Below are 21,839 nucleotides of genomic sequence, written 5' to 3' on the forward strand. Positions count from 1 at the left end.
ATAACATAAATCTTTTGGACTATTATTTATAACTTGAAACGTATTTGGATATCTTCGGTTGATTCGTTGTAAAGTTAGATAAGCGTTCAATTAAATGCTTCATTTATTAATAGATTTGTTTTGCTTATATTACCTAAAACCATATCATTGCTATAAATCCTTATCCCGACATCTGAGAGTAAGTAAATCGTTGCGTTTGGATCTAAATCAGTATTGTTTTTAAGTTTATACTTATCCTCCATATTGTACGAAATAATCTTATGAAGATGCATCTGTTGACAATCACATACTAACCCGTAACATCCATTGGTAATACAAAAAAGTATATAAGGCATCAATAACTTTAAATCCCTATTACTTTGTACTTGGAAAACTTTCAAGCTTATATTTTCTATATCATTTAAATGAACCAGCTTGGATAGTTTTAAGTGTTCAAAATCTTCATAAAAACCCATGCCATCATTCATTACAATAAAGAAAGGGAAGTTCACAGTATTCAATAGAAAAGTATAGGTTAAACCATTATTTGAATCATCTCTAAAAAAGTATATAAGATCTATTGGAGGATTATAGATCCTATCCAATACTTCATCCTTTTCTATGGATTCACTCACTTCGTAATCAAATGTACGCATTTTTCTCCCTCCTTTATCTTACCATCCAGAAAGCGGTTAGGAACTTTTCGTTAGGGGGCGACTGCTATAGAATTAGGATATTGGGTGTGGCTTTCCCTATTGCCCCTCTAAATAATTGTATTTTATGTTCCTCATGAATAGCCTTAATTTCCACCTTTACATCATCATTTGGAATGAAACAAATCATACACTTCACTAAATCATAATACGTACTATAGGGACTCCCAGCTTTTCGAGTCAGTCAACGGATTTATACCTTAACTCTTAGACTATTGGTGCTTGTCCTATTTGGTGATTTTTCCTTATTTTGAATTAAAGCAGTCAATTTTTTCATGTATCGTTTCCATATGTAAACACTCAATTTCATTATGAAGCGCTTCAATAGAGCCTTCCACTAATATTTGGTTTTTTCTATCTTTCTTCAGGTATATCGTTCAACAACCTGTGGTTTTTTCTGCAGAAAATAGACAAAAAACTGCAGCGCCAATTGTTAAATGGATGTCTATCAATTGGATACAGTTCAATGCAGTGATTTTTATTTTATCATTTTCCCTTTAACATATCCTGTGCCATTTCTGCCAAATAACTTGCATGAGAACTGATGTCCATCATGGTTGCTGAAATTTCTTCTGTTACCGCCGATTGATTTTCTGTTTCTTCATTTATGGACGTAATGGAGGTACTTAGGGTTTTAATCAGATCTTCAATATTGTTGACCGATTTCTTTATTACCTCTGTATGACTTCTGGAATTACCCGCCAATTTTCTGATTTCATTTGCAACTACAGAAAACCCTCGCCCAAACTCTCCAGCCCTGGCTGCTTCGATTGAGGCATTCAAACCTAGAATATTGCTAAGATCAGAGACTTCCCTTACCATCTTAGACACTTTCTCGATTTCACTAACACTTTGCAAAACAGAACTCGATTGATTGGAAATATGCTGCATGCTCTCGGATAAAACAATAGTGCTGGCAGCAAGCTCTTCAATTGTCCCGGTTACTTGTTCAACTGCTTTTGATAATTTAGAAGCAATTCCAAACAATGCATGATATTGCTCCATACTTGCACCAAGTCCAACCCCGCCAATCACCTGTCTCTTTTCATCAAAAAGAGGGATTGCACTTGCAATAATCGGGACACCGAAAACTCCTTCTGGTACAAAAACTCTTACAGTTCTTCCAGTTCTAATGGCTTCCGTAATAGCATCATTTTTTTGAAGTGGATAGCCCGGCTCAATACCAAGGGAAAAAGTCTTGCCCGGTACACTTAACAAAAACTTTTCCGTATCGCATACTCCAATTGTGATGTCTTCAGGCATTAACTCGTTAAGGAGTGGAGCAATTGATGCAAAAGCTTCCAACTTCGGTTGTATAGAATAAAGACCCATTTTCATCGTTGCACACCTTTCAATTATAAGTTAAATATGAGTCTTTTTTGAATAATATAAAATTAATATAAATTTGTTACTCAGTATAAAAGAACCCCTGTTTTTTATCGACCAAAACCAATATGTATTTATGATAGCAGTAAAAGTTTAAATTTTCCGACCATTAGAAACTTATATTCACACAAACCTTACCTAAATAAAACCTATCCTTATGGAGTAAGGTTCTATTTTCAAATCCTTGAATATCACATATGAAGTTTGTTTGGCCTCTCTTGATGTTAGATACCCATAACTTTATCGCTTTTTTTAATAATCCTCTATTTATCGCCCATAAACGAGCATCTATGCCTTCACTATTAACCGTCCAATTTACATTACCTTTCGGATTCACATTTATAACCGGATAATTATTCCCATACGTATCCCCATTCTGTGACAACGGCTCCTCGTCGTCTTCTGGATGTGGCTCTATGGCTAAAATATTCCTTACTCTGAGTTAGGTTAATATAAAACCCTTTATTCTTTAAAACTTACATATCCAGCACTTCATCGGTATAGAAGTATTTATGAGTTGTATCACACTCAGTTTTTAGTTATACGCGAACCATTTTCGACATAGGTGCTTGAACACTCCTTGCTTTTCTTTGTTTTACTTCATTATTATATTAAAAGGAATCAATCAGCTTTTAAACAATCGACTCTTAAAACTACCTTTTAGATATTTTACGTAATAAATATATACCGTATATAATTGCAGGTATAGCTATTATCCGGAGAACTATGTCCAATATTCCAAAAATCGCATACAAAGGGGAAACATTTACATCCATACTCATTTTACCATCGCTCCTTGTTCTAACGTTGTTCTATAGTACCATTACGGAGTTTATAAATGGCTTTAAAGTTAATAAATAGATATTTTATACTATAAAATGAGATCAATGGATCCTGTTCCTTATATGTAAAGTTATTATCTTCATCATATTACTCTTCAGTAATCCCTATTGAACCAAAAAAACCGCACACTCTTAGTTAAAAGAGTTGTACGGTTTTTTTTGGTTCTGTATTGAGTCATTATTCAGTATGGCTACATTTAATATCATTTCCACCATGTATCATACACATTAATGGCTTCATTTCTTTTATGTTCCGTTTTTGTATACCAGCCTTCAATGATTTCGGCCGCTTCCGTCCTAATCTCTTTACCTTCTAGGTAGTCGTCAATTTCATCATAACTTACCCCTAAGGCAACTTCATCAGGAATCAATGGTTTATCATCTTCTAAATCCGCTGTGGGAATTTTCATATATAGTCGTTCAGGTGCTCCCACGAATTTAAGGATTTCTTTGCCCTGTCTTTTATTCAAACGGTAAAGCGGAATGATATCAGCCGCACCATCTCCATGTTTGGTGAAGAATCCCGTAATGGCTTCTGCTGCATGATCTGTACCGAGGACTACACCTTTATATAGTCCTGCTAAATCATATTGGACTTTCATTCTCTCGCGTGCCTTTGCATTGCCTCTTAGGAAGTGTGTCAATTTTTTCCCTGTCGCTTCCTCTACTGCACGTACAGATGCGTCAACCGCGTCCTTAATGTTGACGGTGACGGTCATGCTTGGCTTGATAAATTTCAGAGCTAGCTGCCTATCTTCTTCGTCAGCCTGGATACCGTAGGGGAGGCTGACAGCGATAAATGTATACTCGGTGGTCTTCAACTCTTGATTCAATTCATTGATCGCTACTTGGGCCATGTAGCCAGCTATGGTTGAGTCCTGACCACCTGAAATTCCAAGGACGAAACTTTTTAGAAATGTGTTCTTCTTCAAGTAGTTCTTTAGAAAATCGACGCTCTTCCGGAATTCAATTTCTGGATTGATTGTTGGTTGAACAAGTAATTTTTCTATGATTTCTTTTTGTAATGGACGCACTGTATAACCCCTCTTCCCAAATAGATTCGTTATTTTGTAAGCTTTCTATCCACATTGGCTTTCACTTCATCTATATTTCTCATTTTATTATCCCAACATTCCTGGCTCAGGTCGACGGGGTATTCTTCCGGATTTAAGGCCCTTAAGTATTCCGGCCACAATACTTGAATGTTTCTTAACGTAAAAGCTTTAATTTCATCAATCGATGGCAATTCGTACGTTAATGTACCATTTACAAAAATGTCTTCGTGCAGGTCAATTGCATCGAAATCTGTGACAAATTTACTTAAGAAAGTGTGCACGGGATGAAACATTTTTAGTTTTTCCTGTTCCTGTGGCTTTTCAAATTCCATCGCCAAGTAATCACCTTCTGCATGGTGGTTGACTTTATTAATGATCCGATAGATCCGTTTAAGACCAGGTGTCGTTACCTTTTCAGGGTTGGAAGAAATTTTGATGGTATCTCTCATATTCCCGTTTTCATCTTCTATTGAAACCATTTTATAAACGGCACCCAATGCAGGTTGGTCAAAAGCGGTGATCAATTTTGTACCGATACCCCAAATATCAATCCGGGCTCCTTGTTGCTTCAGGTTGATAATCGTATATTCATCCAAATCATTCGATGCTACAACTTTTGCATCTGGAAAACCGGCTGAATCAAGCATGCGTCGTGCTTCTTTTGAAAGGTAAGCTAGATCCCCGCTATCAAGACGGACTCCGATGAAATTGATTTTGTCACCCAATTCTTTAGCAACACGAATGGCATTTGGTATGCCTGAACGCAATGTATCATAGGTATCGACCAGGAACACACAGTCTTTATGAGAGCTTGCGTATTTATGAAATGCTGTGTATTCGTCTTTATAAGCTTGGATCATAGAATGTGCATGTGTGCCTGATACCGGTATTCCGAACAGCTTTCCTGCACGGACGTTGCTTGTTGAATCAAACCCGGCGATATAGGCCGCACGTGCTCCCCAAATGGCTGCGTCCATTTCTTGTGCCCGGCGTGATCCGAATTCGAGTGCAGACTCATCGCCAATAACCTGCTTAATTCGTGAAGCTTTCGTAGCGACGAGTGTGTGATAATTCACAATGTTCAGCAATGCCGTTTCAATGAGTTGTGCTTCACCAAGAGGTGCCTCTACCCGTAATATCGGTTCGTTGGCAAATACAAGCTCGCCTTCCTTCATGCAACGTATCGTCCCAGTAAATGAAATATTCTGCAAATAATTCAAAAAGTCCTCTTCGTAATGCAATTCTTTTTTTAGATATTCAATATCGCTTTCTGAAAAGCTAAAGTTCTGAAGATAATGGACAATCTTTTCTAGTCCCGCAAAAATTGCATATCCACTATTGAAAGGAAGCTTTCTAAAAAAAATTTCAAATACTGCCTTTCTGTTATGGGCATTATCCTCCCAATATGTTTGAGCCATATTGATTTGGTATAGATCAGTGTGTAGCGCGTAGCTATCGTCATTATATTTGTTTTCCATGATAGTTCCTCCCAAAAGAGAAGCGGTACCTCCCTTTTTTTCTGTGACGTTACTTTATGATCGTTGCGCCTAAGACCCCTTCGAAATGGGTAAGTGCCCAATCGTGTCCTGCCTGATTAAATGAAGCGATTGCATTTTCATAAATGAAAATATTATAACCTAAATTGTAAGCGTCCATTGCTGTGTGAAGAATGCATATGTCACTGCATACTCCGACTAGGTATACGTCTGAAATATCCCGCTCCCTGAGTTTGATATGCAGGTCCGTGCCTGCAAAGGCCGAATAACGTGTCTTATCCATATAATGTACATTTATAAGATTTTTATTGATTTCATATTCATCTTTAAGCTTTCCATATAAATCTCTCCCCATTGTACCCCGAATATTATGAGGGGGAAACAAATCCGCTTCAGGATGATAACCGTCTCTTTTTTCATGAAGATCGATTGCAAAAACTGTATAATCGCCTTGTCTAATAAACTCTTTTGTAATACTGACAAGTGCATCTTCTATCTCCTGACCAGGCTTACCACAAGTCAATGCACCATCATCGGCTACAAAGTCATTCGTATAATCGATATTAATCAATGCTTTTTTACCCATTTTTCATTCCTCCTCAATAATAAATCGAGTCCGTGACTATCTCAGCATTAAATCGGTAAAGTTGTGAGGGACGAAATGAATTACGTTTCGTTTTCTTCTGTAAACCCTTTTCATCCAAAACCTTTTCCAAGAATGGGAGCTTTGGAGCTTTAGAAAAAAACAATGAATCTGCGCTGATTTTTGCATCATCCCGTACTGTCAATAGAACTCGTTGTAGCTCCGAAAGCGTAAATTCATCCGGCAAGAAGTTTTTTGCAATGGTCGTTTGCATCATTTCTTTTTTCAGTAGTTCAATCGCTTCATTAATGATTTTATAATGATCAAAAGCCAAATTCAGTTGTAAGACTTCCTTAATCGTAAATAAGTCGACCTCTGCGGCATCATCGTTGGCCTTCCTTTGATGGAGAAATTTCTCCTGAACAATTGCATAAAAAGCATTTGAGATGATCCACCCTCTCGGATCACGGCCCGGTTGGTCATACATACCAAAATGTTTCACTTGAAGTCCTGAGACTCCAGTTTCTTCATTTAACTCCCTTTCTGCGGCTTCATAGGCCGTTTCATTAGCATTTACAAAGCCACCGGGCAAGGCCCATTTATTGCCTTCAACATTTGGATTTCCTTCCTTATCTGTAGCCGCTCGTTTAATTAATAGTAGTTTCAAAAACATTTCAGGTGGTGCTTTTTTCTCAGTTTTTTTAGCCGTTATCGTAAAGATAGCAATGTCTGCAGTGTATCCATCTGGAGTGATATATTTCTTTTTACCTTGCTGAACCATGGCAGCTCTCACTTTCTTTCTTTTAAATAAATGGATGAGTAATTAGTAAATCCTTAATTACTAATTATAATACTCTCGTTTTCACTTTTTTGCAACATTTAACATTTAATTATTTCCATTTTTAAGGATAATTATTTTCTATTGCTTCTGAAAGTTGACTCGTAGCTTTACAGTAGTAAAATTGTTGACATACAAGAAAGAGACTGTCTCATTTAAGGGACAGTCTCTTATTGAATTCTTAAACTGAGTATTGATTACTCATTTCTTCTAAATCTTCAGAAGCAACGGCCAAATTGGAAACTAACTGTTTCATCTCTCCAGTCATTGCGTTTATTTCTTGAGCAGATGCTGATACTTCCTCGATACCAGCAGCGTTTTCCTCAGATATGGCCGCAACTTCTTCAATGGACCCTTTGATTTTTTCTTCTTTATTTGTCAACAGGATTAACTGTTTTGCCATGGAATGAACCAATACATTCATAGTGGACAATTCCGTAGAAATATCATCGAAGGTTTCACCTGTCTTATGAAGGTTTCCTCTTCCCTCATCCACTTTCTCTAAGCCTGATGTAAGGATTTCCACCATGTTTTTTGAGTTGTTATTAACGTTGCCGACTATTGTAGAGATGCCGTTGACAGAATCAGAAACTTGTTCTGCAAGTTTCCTTACTTCATCCGCTACCACCGCAAATCCTTTCCCCTGCTCTCCTGCTCGAGCCGCTTCAATCGCTGCATTTAAAGCGAGTAGATTCGTTTGATCAGCTATATTGCTAATGAGCGTAACAAGCGTGGTTACTTCTTTATTTTGCGATTCCAAAGTTTTCACCTGATTCACTGACTCCGAGACAATATTATAGATTTCCTGCATTTTCTCAATTGATGAGCTCATTAATTTCATGCCAGTCTGTGAATCATTAATTACTACCTCTGTTGACTGGGTAATTTCTTGACCTTGCTTATTTGTTGCGGCAATGATTTCGGAAAACTCTCTCATATCCACCGAAAGTGTAGAGGCTAAGTTAGCTTGGGACTCTGCGCCAACCGCCATTTCATCCATCGTGACGGACACTTGAGTTGTCCCTTCATTTACTTCATTAGAGGAATTATTCAATTTACTACTCTGCTCGTGTAATGATGATGATAGACCATGCATTTTTCTTATCATTTCAGATAAAGTCTCCGTCATTTTTTCAAAAGATGTATAGAGTAATCCTATTTCATCAGTAGATTGTATTCTATTTTCCCGCGTTAATGTCGAGGCCTCTTCAAGCTGCCCCTTCGTAATAGCATTTGCAATATCCGATAGTCGCTTGAGAGGATTAAGCTTCTTACCAAGATAATAGTAGACGATTCCCAATATGAGTACAGTAAAAATAATCGAAATTGCAATGACAATCGGTAAAAGGCTGGATAGTACGCCATTTTTAATAGATTTAATAGTTTCGGCCTCCGTATCGACACCGAGAATGCCTATGACCTTTCCATCTTTGTCTTTAATGGGTGCGAAAGATGACATATAGTTTCCGTACTTTTCATCTTTAATGATTTCTGTACTCAACGTTTCACCCATCAAGACAGGTGATAACTCTTCATAAGTAATCGTCTCTATAATTTCCCCAATGGGCGACCCTTCACCAGAATCTAAACCATTGATCATCATTTTGACCTTGTTGTCTTCCACTGCATATGTATATACATACAGAACACCGGACTTAATTCGAAAATCATTTAATTGATTTTTAATTTGATTGTATGTGTCATTGACTTTGGGCTCATCAAGAAATTTCTGGTAGAGGACTGGATCGATATTTGAAGCTACTCTTGTTGCGTCTTTTATACCTGTTTCCTTAAAGGTTTGTTCAACCGATTGGGAAGAATCATAGTATAATGTTGCCAGATTGAATAGTAACAAACATGCTATTAAAACAAATAACAACTTAATTAGCGATGTTTTTATAGATTTACCTTGAAATATATTAATCAAGATGTTTCACCTCATAAAATGATTTAAGAACAGTAGGATGAGTACGTCTTATACCTATTTATCGTCCCTATGAAAATTATATGAAGATTATTGTAGAGATTATATATTGGAAAATAATAGAAACAAAAGCATTGGGCCGAAGGGTACTGTATGATGTTATATTCGTTAAATACGAATATATAGTAAAGCGAGGAGTTCCAAAACATAGGAATACCCCCACTTAATAAGCTAGTGGAGGTATTCACATCATATTTTAAAGCCTATCCACTATTAATAAAGGGGGCTTTTATTGATAGTGATTGATTAAACCGGATACACCCCGTGTTTCCGATCAGTGAATGTTAGCTGTTTACTGCCATATGCTTCAAAACGATTACTCAATTCATCTCGCAAATCATTAGGCTGGATGATTGCGTCGACAATCATCTCGGAAGCCAAACGATAGATATCGATATCTTTATTATATTCTTCTCGTTTTTGTTGAATAAAAGCAGGCCGTTCTTCTGCTTCCAATGCGTTAATTTTATTTGCGTAGACGGCATTAACAGCAGCTTCCGCACCCATAACGGCAATTAATGCGGTCGGTAAAGCTAATACACAATCCGGTTCGAAAGCGGGACCGGCCATTGCATACAATCCGGCTCCATAAGCTTTTCGCACCACTACAGAAATCTTTGGTACTGTAGCTTCACTCATGGCAGAAATCATTTTTGCACCATGTCGAATGATTCCCGCTTGTTCCACCTTTGTACCAATCATGAAACCTGGTATATCCGTAAGAAACAGTAGTGGGATATGGAACGCATCACATAAGTTAATGAACTTGGCTGCCTTATCAGCCGAATCATGGAATAATACTCCCCCTTTGACTCGTGGCTGATTAGCGATGATTCCGATTGATTGACCATTCAGTCGGGCGAGACCTGTAATCAATTCAGGTGCGAATAGCTTCTTGATTTCACAAAATGAGTCACGGTCTATGATCCTGTCGATTAAGTCATACATATTGAATGGTGCATTCTGATTTTTCGGAATCAAATCTTCAATCGTTTTTTCAAAGTCAGCAGGCAATTCTGATTGGCACGCTTTTGGCTTTTGTTGATAATTCCCTGGAAAATAACTTAAGTATCGACGGGCAAAGGCAATCGATTCTTGTTCTGACTGTACCAGAACATCTCCACAACCTGAAACGGAACAATGCATTTTTGCTCCGCCCATTTCCTCCTCGGTCACTTTTTCTCCAATGACCATTTCAGCCATTCTCGGTGAACCTAAGTACATCGACGCATTGCCTTCAACCATGACAACAATATCGCAAAAAGCCGGAATATATGCCCCACCAGCGGCTGAAGGTCCGAACAGGAGGCAAATCTGTGGTACTTTACCGGACAGTTTCACTTGATTATAAAAAATCCGACCAGCCCCACGCCGCCCTGGGAACATTTCGACTTGATCCGTGATACGGGCACCTGCTGAATCGACCAAATACAGTAGGGGTACTTGTAGTTTATCGGCCGTCTCTTGAATACGGATGATTTTTTCAACCGTTCTTGCTCCCCATGATCCGGCTTTCACTGTTGAATCATTGGCCATGACACAGACGGTCTGTCCATTGATTTTTCCAATCCCTGTGACAACTCCATCCGCCGGAAGGCCTTCACTCGTACAATTGGCAAAAAAGGCATCCTCAATATCTATCCCATCGTCAAATAACAGCTCTAATCTTTCGCGGACGAACAGCTTCCCTTTTTCCGCATTTTTTTGATGGTATTTCTCCAAACCGCCCTTACTTATTTTTTCAACCTGTTCACTGAGTTTATCGGTTGTTACCATTTATCTTCCTCCTTCAACTGAAGTTAATGACCAGTAAATATCGGTTTGCGTTTTTCCTTGAAGGCTCTCAGACCCTCCAACCGGTCATCGGTTTGTAGCGTCGTCTGATAACAGTCCTGTTCGATTTGCAGCCCCGTCTTTAAATCGGTTTCTACTCCCTGGTTGATCGACATTTTGGCTGCTCGCAGGGCCAAAGGGGCGTTAACGGCAATTTCATTAGCCAGTGTTTTGGCTACTTCAAGCAAGTGCTCGGAATCGACCACCTGGCTGATGATGCCCATCTGTTTTGCTGTTTCGGCGTCCAGTCTCCTTGCCGTATAAATCAGTTCTTTAGCTGTCGCTATGCCAACGATCCTAGGGAGACGCTGGGTCCCCCCGCCCCCCGGAATGATGCCAAGTGAGGTTTCCGTTAGCCCCATCTTTGCTGTGCTTGATGCAATACGAATATCACATGCTAGAGCTAACTCGAGACCTCCACCAAAAGCGGATCCATTAATCGCAGCAATGACAGGAACCGGAAGACTTTCAACTGCCGATATCGTGTCACCGATCAGTTTAAGCGTTTCCTTGACTTCCGCCTCATTCATCGCAGCCCGTTCCTTTAAATCTGCGCCTGCGCAAAAAGCCTTATTTCCAGCCCCTGTTAAAATCACTGTCCGAAGATTGGACAGCATTTTCAATTCATTCAGAGTTTCATATAAATTATGAAGAAGTTCCCTGGATAACGCATTGGCTGCATCCGGCCTATTCAATGTCACAATGGCTATTCCATTTTCCTCATGGCTAACCTTTACATTCGATAACATTACTTCACCTCTCGTGCGTTTATTGTGCGTTGTAGATGGCCATCTGATGGCTAGGTAAAGGCTTTTCCAAACAGGTTTGCATCATGGAGGCTGACTGGATCAGTTTTTTGGAGTCGATTCCCGTGTCAATGCCCATATTATGAAGCATGTGAACTAGATCATCTGTAGCCACATTTCCACTCGCACCCGGTGCATATGGGCATCCCCCAAGTCCTCCTAGCGCCGAGTCGAACGTGTCAATTCCATAGTCCAAAGATTTGAGGACATTCGCAAGGGCCATCCCCCTAGTATCATGGAAATGGAGGGCCAGACTGTCCTTGTCATACCGTTTCACCGCTTGCTCTAGGAAAACATCCACTTGTCTAGGAGAGGCGACGCCAATCGTATCTCCTAGTGATAGCTCATTGATCCCATACTCGAATAATTGATCGCATACCCTGAATATCTGATTGATATCAATTGGTCCTTCATAAGGGCACCCAAACACAGTGGAAACATACCCTCTTACCGTCTTTCCTGAATCTTTTGCTGCATCAATGACTTCCTTTAGAACAGGGAATGTGTCGGAGATTGTTTTATTAATATTCTTCAGATTATGGGTTTCACTGGCTGACATGAAAACCGATATTTCATCCATATTTGCTTCAAGGGCAGACTCTAACCCCTTTCGGTTCGGAACGAGGGCCGCATATGTGATAGTTGGATTTCGCTTGATTCCTTTACCCACCTCCAAGGCATCCCCCAATTGAGGAATCCATTTTGGATGAACAAAAGATGTCGCTTCTATATAAGTAAGACCGGTTTCGGAAAGCTGATCGATCCACTCTATTTTTCTTTGCGTCGGGATAATGACCTTCTCATTCTGAAGGCCATCCCGAGGCCCTACTTCCTTAATAGTTACGCTTTCAGGCCATTTCATCCTATCCCTCCTTCCCTTTATTCAATGACGGCCAAAACATCGCCTTCATTCACAAAATCTCCCTCATTTACTTTAAGTTCTTTGAGCGTGCCCCCCTTTTCTACTGATATGGGAATTTCCATTTTCATAGATTCCAAAATGATGATATCCTGTCCGTCAGCAACACTTTGTCCCTCACCTGCTACGATTTTCCAAACGCTTCCTGCCATGCTCGCTTTTAATTCTCCCATTTTGATTCCTCCTGTTTTCTTAATGAAAGGTATAAGACCCAGTAGGTCTCACCCAACTTATACCGTGATTTTTTTAATATATTTATTGATGAAATCCGTCGTCGTATCCCCTTTATGGAAAGCCGTATGTTCAATGATTTCCTTGAGCAACGGAAGATTCGTTTTAATTCCTTCTACTTTATATAAATTCAATGCTTCTTTTAATCTATCGATTGCAATCTCACGAGAAGCTCCGCTAACCACCAACTTGGCGATCATCGGGTCATAAAAGTGGGAAACGACCGAGTTATCCTGAACCGCAAGCTCATGACGGATCCCTTCGCCTTCAGGTAAGGACAAACCGGTCATTGTTCCTGGTGCTGGATAGAAGGTCTTAGGGTCTTCTGCATAAATCCTCACTTCTATGGCATGCCCCTGTCTTTTAACATCCTCTTGTGTAAAAGAGAGTTTTTCTCCGTTGGCGATTTTGATTTGCTGTTCCACAAGATCGAGACCCGTAATTTCCTCCGTGACCGGGTGCTCCACCTGAAGTCGTGTATTCATTTCAAGGAAATAGAATTTCTTGTTGGCATCAACTAAAAATTCCAATGTACCAGCATTGTGATAACCGATGCTCTTTACAGCTTTTATAGCCGCTTCACCCATTTTCTTTCTTGTTTCCTCATCCAGAAAAGAAGATGGGGCCTCTTCCACGACCTTTTGATGACGTCTTTGAACCGAACACTCCCGCTCCCATAAATAAACGGCATTCCCAAATTTGTCAGCCAGCACTTGAATCTCGATATGACGCGGTTTTTCAATTAATTTTTCAATGAACATATCCCCATTACCAAAAAATAACTGAGCCCTTTTTTGATTGCTTTCGAATGCTTTCGAGAGATCTTCCTCGTTAGTAATCATCTGCATACCGATACCCCCGCCTCCAGCTGACGCTTTCAGCATAATAGGATAACCAATCTTTTCGGCAACAGCTGCTGCCTCAGCACTATCGATTAATGGGCGTGAAAAACCTGGGACTAACGGGACCCCCGCTTGTTCCATCTTTTTTCTGGCTTCTACTTTATTGCCCATCTGTTGAATGACATCTGGATTGGGACCGATGAAAATCAGACCTGCTGCTTCGCATGAGCGTGCAAAATCTGCATTTTCGCTAAGAAATCCATAACCAGGATGTATGGCATCAACCTTAGCCTCTTTAGCAATTTCTAAGATTTTTGGGACATTCAAATAGCTTTCCTGAACGCGGGATCCTCCTAGAAGATAAGCTTCATCTGCATATGAAACAAATGGAGATTCGGAATCAGCTTCTGAATAGACTGCAACAGTCCCTATACCCAATTCCTTACAAGTACGAATGACACGCGAAGCAATTTCACCTCTGTTTGCAATAAGAACCTTTTTAATCATCCCATTACCTCCTTATTTAGTCCGTTCCGCTAATAAATCAAGAGTCTGCTCCCGTAACTTATACTTTTGGATTTTTCCGGATGCAGTCATTGGATACACATCCGTAAAATGAATGTAACGTGGTATCTTATGATGAGATATTTTCCCTTTGCAGAATGTCCTCAGCTCCTCTGCTGTCAGGCTTTCTCCTTCTTTCAAGATGATCCATGCCGTTACCTCTTCGCCATATTTCTTATCGGGAATGCCCAAGATCTGAACATCGAGTATTAAGGGGTGCTGGTAAAGAAACTCTTCAATTTCCCTAGGATAAATATTTTCTCCACCGCGAATTATCATATCTTTCAGGCGACCGGTTATCTTGCAGTACCCGTTTTCATCCATTACCGCTAAATCCCCTGTATGGAGCCACCCTTCAGGATCAATGGCCTCCTTCGTTGCCTCTGGGTTTTTATAATACCCCTTCATGACATGATAACCTCTTGAACAAAGTTCTCCCTGCTGGCCCCGCTCTAGTTCCTCTCCGGTAGCGGGATTTATGATTTTCACTTCCACATTTGGCAACGCCCGACCGACGGAAGAAACTCGAAGTTCAATGGGATCATCTGTACGGGTCATCGTAATTCCTGGTGACGATTCCGTTTGACCATACGTAATCGTGATTTCTGAAATCCCCATCTTATTCACTACTAGTTTCATGATTTCAATCGGACAAGTGGAACCGGCCATGATTCCTGTCCGCAATGACCGCAAATCATACTGATCGAAGTCTTCAAGGTTCAACTCGGCGATGAACATCGTCGGTACCCCGTGAAGTGCAGTACATTTTTCTGCCTCCACGGTTTGAAGTACGGTACGTGGATTGAATTCAATAACAGGCACCATCGTAGCCCCAACAGTAACGGAAGCCATCGTCCCAAGGGAACATCCAAAACAGTGGAACATCGGGACCGGGATACAGAGCCGATCTTCGTTTGTGAGTTTCATGCAAGACGCAGTATTCAATCCATTATTGACCAGATTCGAATGGGTCAACATGACCCCTTTAGGGAAGCCCGTCGTACCCGATGTATATTGCATGTTGATTACATCTTCCGGCTTCAGGTCCTTCATCCGATTATCGAGCATTTCCTCTGAAATCCGATTACTTCCCCTTAGGACATCCTCCCATGAAAAAGTACCGGGATAACGAATGTCACTCAGCATGATGATATTTTTTAACTTTGGTAGTTTCTCAGATTTTAATTTACCTGGCTCCGCAGTCTTTAGTTCGGGAAGAATCTCATAAAGTGTCTCGATATAGGAGTGATCCCTATATTTATCCATCAAAATGATTGTTGTCGCATCCGATTGTCGGAGGAGGTACTCCAGTTCACTCGTCCGATAATTCGTATTGACCGTGACGAGCACCCCACCCATCTTGGCGGTTGAAAATTGGGAAACGACCCATTCAGGCTTATTGGTAGCCCAAATGGCAATATGTTCACCTTTCTCAATACCAAGTGACATAAAACCGCGCGCTGCCTGACGACAAACCTTTTCGAATTCACTATAGGTATATCGTAAACCTAGTTCATGATATACCACCGCTTCATTACTCCCGTATTCAGTAGCGGTCTTTTCAAGCAGTTTGCCAATCGTAATATCTTGCAGATCTGACATCAAACTCCTCCTATCAAATAAAGGTAAGATGAACGCTTTTTATTAAAAGTGATAAAATCTGCAGGACTCCTCTAAGAACCTAGTTTCAGGTTCCCCAAAGATCAGCAACCCAATTGTCTAGCTATTACCATTCTTTGAATCTCGGAAGTACCTTCCCCAATCTCTAGCAGCTTCGCATCTCTTAAGTAACGCTCCACTTCATATTCACGCATGTACCCTGATCCTCCGTGGATTTGAATCGCTTGGTTGCTCGTACGGAATGAGGTTTCACTAGCAAAAAGCTTGGCAAATGCCGCTTCTTTCGCAAATGGCTTTTTATTATCCTTTAGCCACGCAGCTTTATAGACCATATTTCTCGCCAATTCTATTTCCATTGCCATATCAGCCAGTTTGAACTGAATCGCTTGGAAGTTGGAAATCGTTTTACCGAACTGAACACGTTCTTTTGAAAACGCCAAAGCCCTGTCGAACGCCGCCTGTGCTATTCCGACTGCTAATGCAGCGATGGAAATCCTTCCTCCATCCAAGGTAAATAAGAATTGTTTGAATCCCTTTTCCGGATCACCCAACAGATTCTTTTTTGGCACCCGTACATTATCAAGAATGATTTCACATGTATTAGAAGCTCGCACTCCCATTTTTTCGTAATTACTATTTATCGTTAATCCCGGTGTATCTGTTGGGACGATGAAAGCCGAGATGATATTTTTCCCCCTGCTATCTTTCCCTGAAACGGCTGTAACTGTGATGGTCCTTGAATAGCTTGCGTTCGTTATCCAGGTCTTCTCGCCATTGATTACATATTCATCACCTTCCACTACAGCCGTCGTTCTCGTACCACCCGCATCGGAACCTGCATTCGGTTCAGTCAAACCAAATGCTGCAAGTGTCTCACCAGTGGTGATCGGGATTAGGTATTTTTGCTTTTGCTCCTCGGTACCAAAGTAATAAATTGGGCTCGCCCCTAGCGAAACGGCCGCAGCATAGCTTAATCCTGTCCCTCCACAAGCTTTACCAATTTCTTCAACAGCAATCGCATAGGAAATCGTGTCACCGCCTGAACCCCCGTATTCCTCCGGGAATGGAATACCAAGTAACCCGAGTTTTCCCATCTTTTTGAAAACGTCTTCTGCAAACATGGACTTCGCATCCAGTTCTATAGCAATTGGTTTAATCTCTTTTTCTGCGAATTCCCTTACCATTTCCTTGATCATTTGCTGCTCTTTCGTAAGTGAGAAATCCATTTATTCATTCCCCTTTCATAGTGAGACCAACTAGTCGGTCTGTATCGAATGTAAACGCTTTAACTTTAATCGATATCCATTTGATTCTTTAGTAAATAAGGTTGGATGCTTGCATCATTTTTGAATTCTTCCGTTAATAGGCTCTTTAAAATTAAATCGACATAGATTCGTCCGATTTCTTCGATTGTCTTTCCGCCGTCCCGTTTATACCATTTGTAGGTCCAGTTCACCATGCCTAGTATGGACATCCCGGTAATTTCCACCGGTAACTCGCTACGGAATTCTCCCTTTTCAATTCCTTCTTGAATAACGGAGAATACAATTTCTTTATACTGGTGACGTTTTTTTTTGATTGCTTCTACATAAGGTGGTTTAAGATATATGCTTTCTTGATAGAAAACCGAAATATGTGGTTTATAGAGGTCAAACACTTTAACAAACGATAGGATGATCTTTTGCATTTTTGCCGAAGGGTGTATGTTATCTGAGGTGGCTTCCTGTGCTTTCGTTAAAACATAGGATATAAAGCAATCATGAATGACAAATAAGAGCTCATCTTTAGAGGAAAAATGATGATAAAACCCCCCCTTGCTCGTTCCGCATTCTTTCACGATTTCGTTCACAGAAACTCCGTGGTATCCATTTTGTTCAAAAAGGTTCAGTGATGTTTCAATGATTTTATCTTTTAACTCCGTAAGGCCATCACTCCTTATGTATCCGCTTACATAAAATCCATTAAACAAAAACTTGTTTAATGGATTTAATTAGATTTTACCAAATATTATCAGTTTGTCAATTTTTTAATATATAATCGTGGATGATTCGAATCTATACATTGAATTCCCCACTTAACTCATGAAAAGTGATAAGTGGGGAACAATTCAATTGATCCAATAGCATCGAGGTGTGTCGTAAAAGATACGCTGATTGAATTCGGGGAAACCGGATTGAAATTGAACATGAATCGGGCAATCAATCAACCATGGGAAAAAGCAATAAAATTCTTTATCTCCATTAATTATCGCCGTAATAGCTAAATCCAGGTTTTGCTGAAAAATTGTATATCGGGCTTTTGCCTGATCATACTCATTTTCCAAACCATCTACAAACACATTGACCGTTAAGAGATATTGACCAAGAGATGCATCCCAATTAGCCAACACTTCATCTCTTTTTTTTGCATCCAAGGCAGAACACTCATATTGCGTACCGATGGTAAGGTATAGATCACCTGTTTCATCAGAATGAGTCAGTGTATATTTCCTTCCGTCTACAGGGAGACATGGGGTCGTGGGTGGCATAAACTTAACCGTTAATTTTTCCGGATGAAATTCTGGCATCCCTTCATACTCCTTTTGAAAAATACAGGTTTACCTTATACTATGACAGTCGCCCATCCCTGGTGAATATCTACTTTTTCTTGACGGGTTTCACCACTGTTTTCATCAATTTCCACCCATTATTATATGACCAAACCGATTTGATTTCTAACAATGGATCTCTCCCATCCATTCCCATTATATATTGGACACCCGATAATCCCTTCCCTTTTCCAAAGATAGTCTTTGGTTTCAAAGAAGTGTATGAATGAACCAATAACTCCGTCGACTCATTTAACATGCCATCCTGATAAATCCCCGCCTCTTCATACTCTCTCTTCCTTGAACTGACATCTACAATCACAGGCTTTTTCCCTTCAATTTTGAATTCCGCTTTGTACCCATCGAGAAATTGGGCGGTGATTGGAACGGACGGCGGAACATCCAAATCCTTGGCCTTTCCATCTTTGAATGTATAAGCATAACACTTTAGTGTACGCTCTATCCCTTCCGTCAAGACAGTAACAAGCACATCTTGTGTCCCATCTTTATTCAAATCGACCAGTGAAAGTTCCGGCTTATACCCGGCTTCGAGTGGTACACTGATTGAGTTGCGATTACTTTCTACTCGCAACTCGATTTCTTTAAGGAACTTGCTACCTTTGTCGAAAGGTGTGCCTTGGACCTGGATTATGTCAATTTTTTTATCCCCCGTAACATCCCTTTTCGAAGAGATATAGGTCCCATTCTCTGGGAAATTTTTATCATGTGCTTCGACCGCTTGATAGCTTAAAAAGATTGAAAGTACTAAAACCGAATATTTTAGTAATTTTAACTTTTTCATGGCAATTCCCTTTCTTATATCAAATTGACTAATTCGAAATATTCCGCTTTTTGAACTTTTTTCGTTGATCTTTCATGAAAATGGACCAGAAGTAATAAAAACCAGGAACTAATATCGCAAATCCCACAATATAGGTAGCGAACACGGCCCTGAATGAAGTGGGGTCTGTAAATGCTTCCATTATCCTGACATTCGGATAGATGATATATGGTAAATGGGCGACCCCATAGACATAGCTTCCTATCATATATTGGATGATAATCGATATTACGGCGAGCCTTGGCATCCCCTTTACCTCTTGTTTGGAAAAATAGGGCAGGTAAAGAGCTACACCGCTAATGATAAAAAAGATAAGGGAGACCAATAGCAGTGTGGAGTTCTCCATCATTCCTTCGTAAATCCACGATGCTTCTTTTTTCAGTGTGAACATTACGAGAAATGCCATGATTAACACCAATGGACCTGTAATCATTGCGTCACGGCGGTAGATCTTATACGACTTTAGCTCATCAGCCTGTTTCGAATAATCAGACAGAAGCAAAGATGAGAGAAACAATGTACTTAAAATACCAAAGCCTAAAAAGGCATATTCATTTGCGCTAGTGAAAAGTTTAACTAAATTTAATTCCTCGTTCCCCCCTACATTCTCGAGAAATCCAAGATGGGTGATTGGTAAAACACTGATTAATAGGCCAGGTATAATGAGACCCGTTATTCCAGATATATAAGTCAACATCTTTGCATACTTATCCAAGCTGTGAGAGAAGACGAGAAAAGCACTTCTAATGCAAAGAAGAAGTAAAATTAAACTGGCGGGGACAATTAAAGCAACTCCAATAGAAAATACAGCACCCGGAAATAGGCTGTAAATGGCAATGACAAGACCTACAACAAATGTATTCGTCACTTCCCAAGTCGGAGATAAATAACTATTTGCTATCTTTGTGGCATTCGTATGCTCTTTCTTGATATAGATCATTGCCCAGAATCCTGCACCAAAATCCATGGACGCCATGATGGCATACAAGAAAATAAAGCCCCACACAAGCGTTATCGCTAGAAGTGCTTCATTCATTCACTATTCCTCCTTTTCATGAATTGGAATCGAATAACTGGACATCCTTCTGTTCAGCTTTATAAAGATCATCCGTTATGGAATGACGCTTGAAATAATAGGTAAGTGTAAATACAACAGACACACATAATATGATGTAAACGATAATGAATAATGTGAATAGGTACCCCAGATTTTCATAAGTGGTTACCGAATCTGCCGTGGTAAGCATTCGATAAATTGTCCATGGTTGCCTTCCCGTACATGCGAATATCCAACCACATTCGATGGATAGTACGGCCAATGGTCCCGAAGCCACAAACAACCATAAAAGCCACCTTGGATATCGCGCTTTCTTCAAGACCTTATTCCACACTAATGCGAACAAGGACAGTACTATTAATCCCCCCCCAATGATCACCATTGCATTGAATAATGTGTGAACATATAGCGGCGGCCAGTATTCCTCTGGAAAATCATTCAGACCGGTAACTACCGTATCAAAACTATTTCCTGACAAAATACTCAGTACCCAAGGAAATTCTATGCCATATTTCACTTCCCGCGCTTCTCGGTCTGTCCAACCGAATAATGTTAGACCTGCATGATCCTTCGTTTCGAACAGGCCCTCCGCAGCTGCTAATTTTTCTGGTTGTTCCCGATATAAATGCTGGGTCGTCGAGTGACCATTAAGTGCGGTCAAGAAAGAAAAGACCAACCCCAATACAATGCTTAACCTTAATGCCTTTTGGTGAAAATTATATTCGGTGGATCCATACTTATTTTTAAGCATTTTATAACCAGCAACAGCCGCAATTGCAAACGCTCCTGTCATATAAGCAGTGAGCGCCGTATGTCCTGCTGTTACGAAGAAACTCGGATTGAAAAAAGCTGCCCACGGATCCACATCGACGATTTCACCATTTTCGAACCGGAAACCAGCAGGTGTCCCCTCGAAAGCATGGACATTTGCAATAAGAACAGCTGAAGCCAAAGCACCAAATGCGACAAAGGATAAACTCAAGATTCTTGCCCATGGCCTGATTTTTTCAGCTGCATATACATAGATGGACATGAATAGTGCCTCAACCATAAAAGCATAAATCTCAATTTGGAACGGAAGGGCCATAACTCTACCTATGACCTCCATAAATCCAGGCCATAAAAGAGAAAGCTGCACACCGGCAATTGTACCTGTCGGGATTCCCACTCCCAACAGAATCCCTAGTGTTTTGGTCCAGCGTTTAGCCATGACCACATATTGTAGATCTTTCGTCTTTTGATACATCAATTCCGCTGCCAGCATCATCATAGGTAATCCCACACCTAGAGTGGCAAATATAATATGTACGCCCATATTAGTCCCGAACATCGCCCTTGCCATTTGTAAGTGATCCATACTTATTTCCTTTCTAACCTAATTTATTCTTGTTAGCTTCTCCACACAAAAGGAAAATATTTAAAAAAGTTCCATGAATCCTCTTTATCTTTTGTTACTAACAGTTTTTCCTTAGTTAAATATCATTTATTCTATCGAGGTCAATTGTAAGATATAAAATAGATGAACGACTTCGAAAAATAGCAGGTTTGTTGCTGGATGGTATACCATAGGTTTACGCTGTTCCCCATTAAAAAAACAAAAAAACACCGTTCAAAGTGAACGGTGTAAGCATTTGAACAATATTGAAAATTTCATTGTATAAAT

General features: G+C 40.0%; 19 protein-coding genes. All 19 read right to left on the reverse strand.

Features of this window, described 5'->3' with window-relative positions:
• Positions 1-86: 86 nt before the first annotated feature.
• The 19 genes from ACIQXR_RS13025 to ACIQXR_RS13115 all read right to left on the reverse strand — a co-directional run bounded on the left by ACIQXR_RS13025 (position 87) and on the right by ACIQXR_RS13115 (position 21,533).
• Complete coding sequence (locus ACIQXR_RS13025) at positions 87-635, reverse strand: hypothetical protein (RefSeq protein WP_403080134.1); 549 nt, start codon at positions 633-635, stop codon at positions 87-89.
• Between the two features lie 543 nt (positions 636-1,178).
• Positions 1,179-2,030: a methyl-accepting chemotaxis protein gene (locus tag ACIQXR_RS13030; protein ID WP_402959080.1), complete on the reverse strand. Its 852-nt coding sequence runs from the start codon at positions 2,028-2,030 to the stop codon at positions 1,179-1,181.
• 1,093 nt (positions 2,031-3,123) lie between these two features.
• Positions 3,124-3,954, reverse strand: a complete 831-nt coding sequence (nadE, locus tag ACIQXR_RS13035) for an ammonia-dependent NAD(+) synthetase (protein ID WP_402872770.1) — start codon at positions 3,952-3,954, stop codon at positions 3,124-3,126.
• 29 nt (positions 3,955-3,983) lie between these two features.
• Positions 3,984-5,453: a nicotinate phosphoribosyltransferase gene (locus ACIQXR_RS13040; protein ID WP_402872768.1), complete on the reverse strand. Its 1,470-nt coding sequence runs from the start codon at positions 5,451-5,453 to the stop codon at positions 3,984-3,986.
• Positions 5,454-5,502: 49 nt separating this feature from the next.
• Positions 5,503-6,057, reverse strand: coding sequence for a cysteine hydrolase family protein (locus ACIQXR_RS13045; protein WP_402872765.1), 555 nt, complete (start codon positions 6,055-6,057; stop codon positions 5,503-5,505).
• A gap of 13 nt (positions 6,058-6,070) precedes the next feature.
• Positions 6,071-6,835, reverse strand: a complete 765-nt coding sequence (locus ACIQXR_RS13050) for an NUDIX domain-containing protein (protein WP_402872762.1) — start codon at positions 6,833-6,835, stop codon at positions 6,071-6,073.
• A 238-nt stretch (positions 6,836-7,073) separates the two neighbouring features.
• Complete coding sequence (locus tag ACIQXR_RS13055; RefSeq protein ID WP_403080137.1) at positions 7,074-8,819, reverse strand: methyl-accepting chemotaxis protein; 1,746 nt, start codon at positions 8,817-8,819, stop codon at positions 7,074-7,076.
• Between the two features lie 303 nt (positions 8,820-9,122).
• The gene (locus tag ACIQXR_RS13060) at positions 9,123-10,652 is read right to left on the reverse strand and encodes an acyl-CoA carboxylase subunit beta (protein WP_402872756.1); all 1,530 of its coding nucleotides are present in this window, start codon (positions 10,650-10,652) and stop codon (positions 9,123-9,125) included.
• Between the two features lie 23 nt (positions 10,653-10,675).
• Entirely contained in the window at positions 10,676-11,458 is a 783-nt protein-coding gene (locus ACIQXR_RS13065; RefSeq protein WP_402872753.1) for an enoyl-CoA hydratase, read from the reverse strand.
• A 19-nt stretch (positions 11,459-11,477) separates the two neighbouring features.
• Positions 11,478-12,377: a hydroxymethylglutaryl-CoA lyase gene (locus tag ACIQXR_RS13070; protein ID WP_402872750.1), complete on the reverse strand. Its 900-nt coding sequence runs from the start codon at positions 12,375-12,377 to the stop codon at positions 11,478-11,480.
• Between the two features lie 17 nt (positions 12,378-12,394).
• The gene (locus ACIQXR_RS13075; protein ID WP_402872747.1) at positions 12,395-12,607 is read right to left on the reverse strand and encodes an acetyl-CoA carboxylase biotin carboxyl carrier protein subunit; all 213 of its coding nucleotides are present in this window, start codon (positions 12,605-12,607) and stop codon (positions 12,395-12,397) included.
• A gap of 57 nt (positions 12,608-12,664) precedes the next feature.
• Entirely contained in the window at positions 12,665-14,014 is a 1,350-nt protein-coding gene (locus tag ACIQXR_RS13080; protein ID WP_402872743.1) for an acetyl-CoA carboxylase biotin carboxylase subunit, read from the reverse strand.
• 12 nt (positions 14,015-14,026) lie between these two features.
• Positions 14,027-15,673, reverse strand: a complete 1,647-nt coding sequence (locus ACIQXR_RS13085; RefSeq protein WP_403080139.1) for an AMP-binding protein — start codon at positions 15,671-15,673, stop codon at positions 14,027-14,029.
• Between the two features lie 101 nt (positions 15,674-15,774).
• Positions 15,775-16,917 (reverse strand): acyl-CoA dehydrogenase, encoded by a 1,143-nt coding sequence (locus ACIQXR_RS13090; RefSeq protein ID WP_402872737.1) that lies wholly within the window; start codon positions 16,915-16,917, stop codon positions 15,775-15,777.
• A gap of 65 nt (positions 16,918-16,982) precedes the next feature.
• On the reverse strand, positions 16,983-17,630 hold the full coding sequence (locus ACIQXR_RS13095; protein ID WP_403080185.1) for a TetR/AcrR family transcriptional regulator: 648 nt from the start codon (positions 17,628-17,630) through the stop codon (positions 16,983-16,985).
• A 168-nt stretch (positions 17,631-17,798) separates the two neighbouring features.
• Complete coding sequence (locus tag ACIQXR_RS13100) at positions 17,799-18,257, reverse strand: staygreen family protein (protein WP_402872733.1); 459 nt, start codon at positions 18,255-18,257, stop codon at positions 17,799-17,801.
• A gap of 70 nt (positions 18,258-18,327) precedes the next feature.
• Complete coding sequence (locus ACIQXR_RS13105; protein ID WP_402872730.1) at positions 18,328-19,080, reverse strand: hypothetical protein; 753 nt, start codon at positions 19,078-19,080, stop codon at positions 18,328-18,330.
• Positions 19,081-19,108: 28 nt separating this feature from the next.
• On the reverse strand, positions 19,109-20,155 hold the full coding sequence (locus ACIQXR_RS13110; RefSeq protein ID WP_402872728.1) for a cytochrome d ubiquinol oxidase subunit II: 1,047 nt from the start codon (positions 20,153-20,155) through the stop codon (positions 19,109-19,111).
• A gap of 16 nt (positions 20,156-20,171) precedes the next feature.
• On the reverse strand, positions 20,172-21,533 hold the full coding sequence (locus ACIQXR_RS13115) for a cytochrome ubiquinol oxidase subunit I (RefSeq protein ID WP_402959106.1): 1,362 nt from the start codon (positions 21,531-21,533) through the stop codon (positions 20,172-20,174).
• Positions 21,534-21,839 lie beyond the last annotated feature (306 nt).

Origin of the sequence: Peribacillus sp. NPDC097224, assembly GCF_044761985.1 — a bacterium.
Taxonomy (GTDB): Bacteria; Bacillota; Bacilli; order Bacillales; family DSM-1321; genus Peribacillus.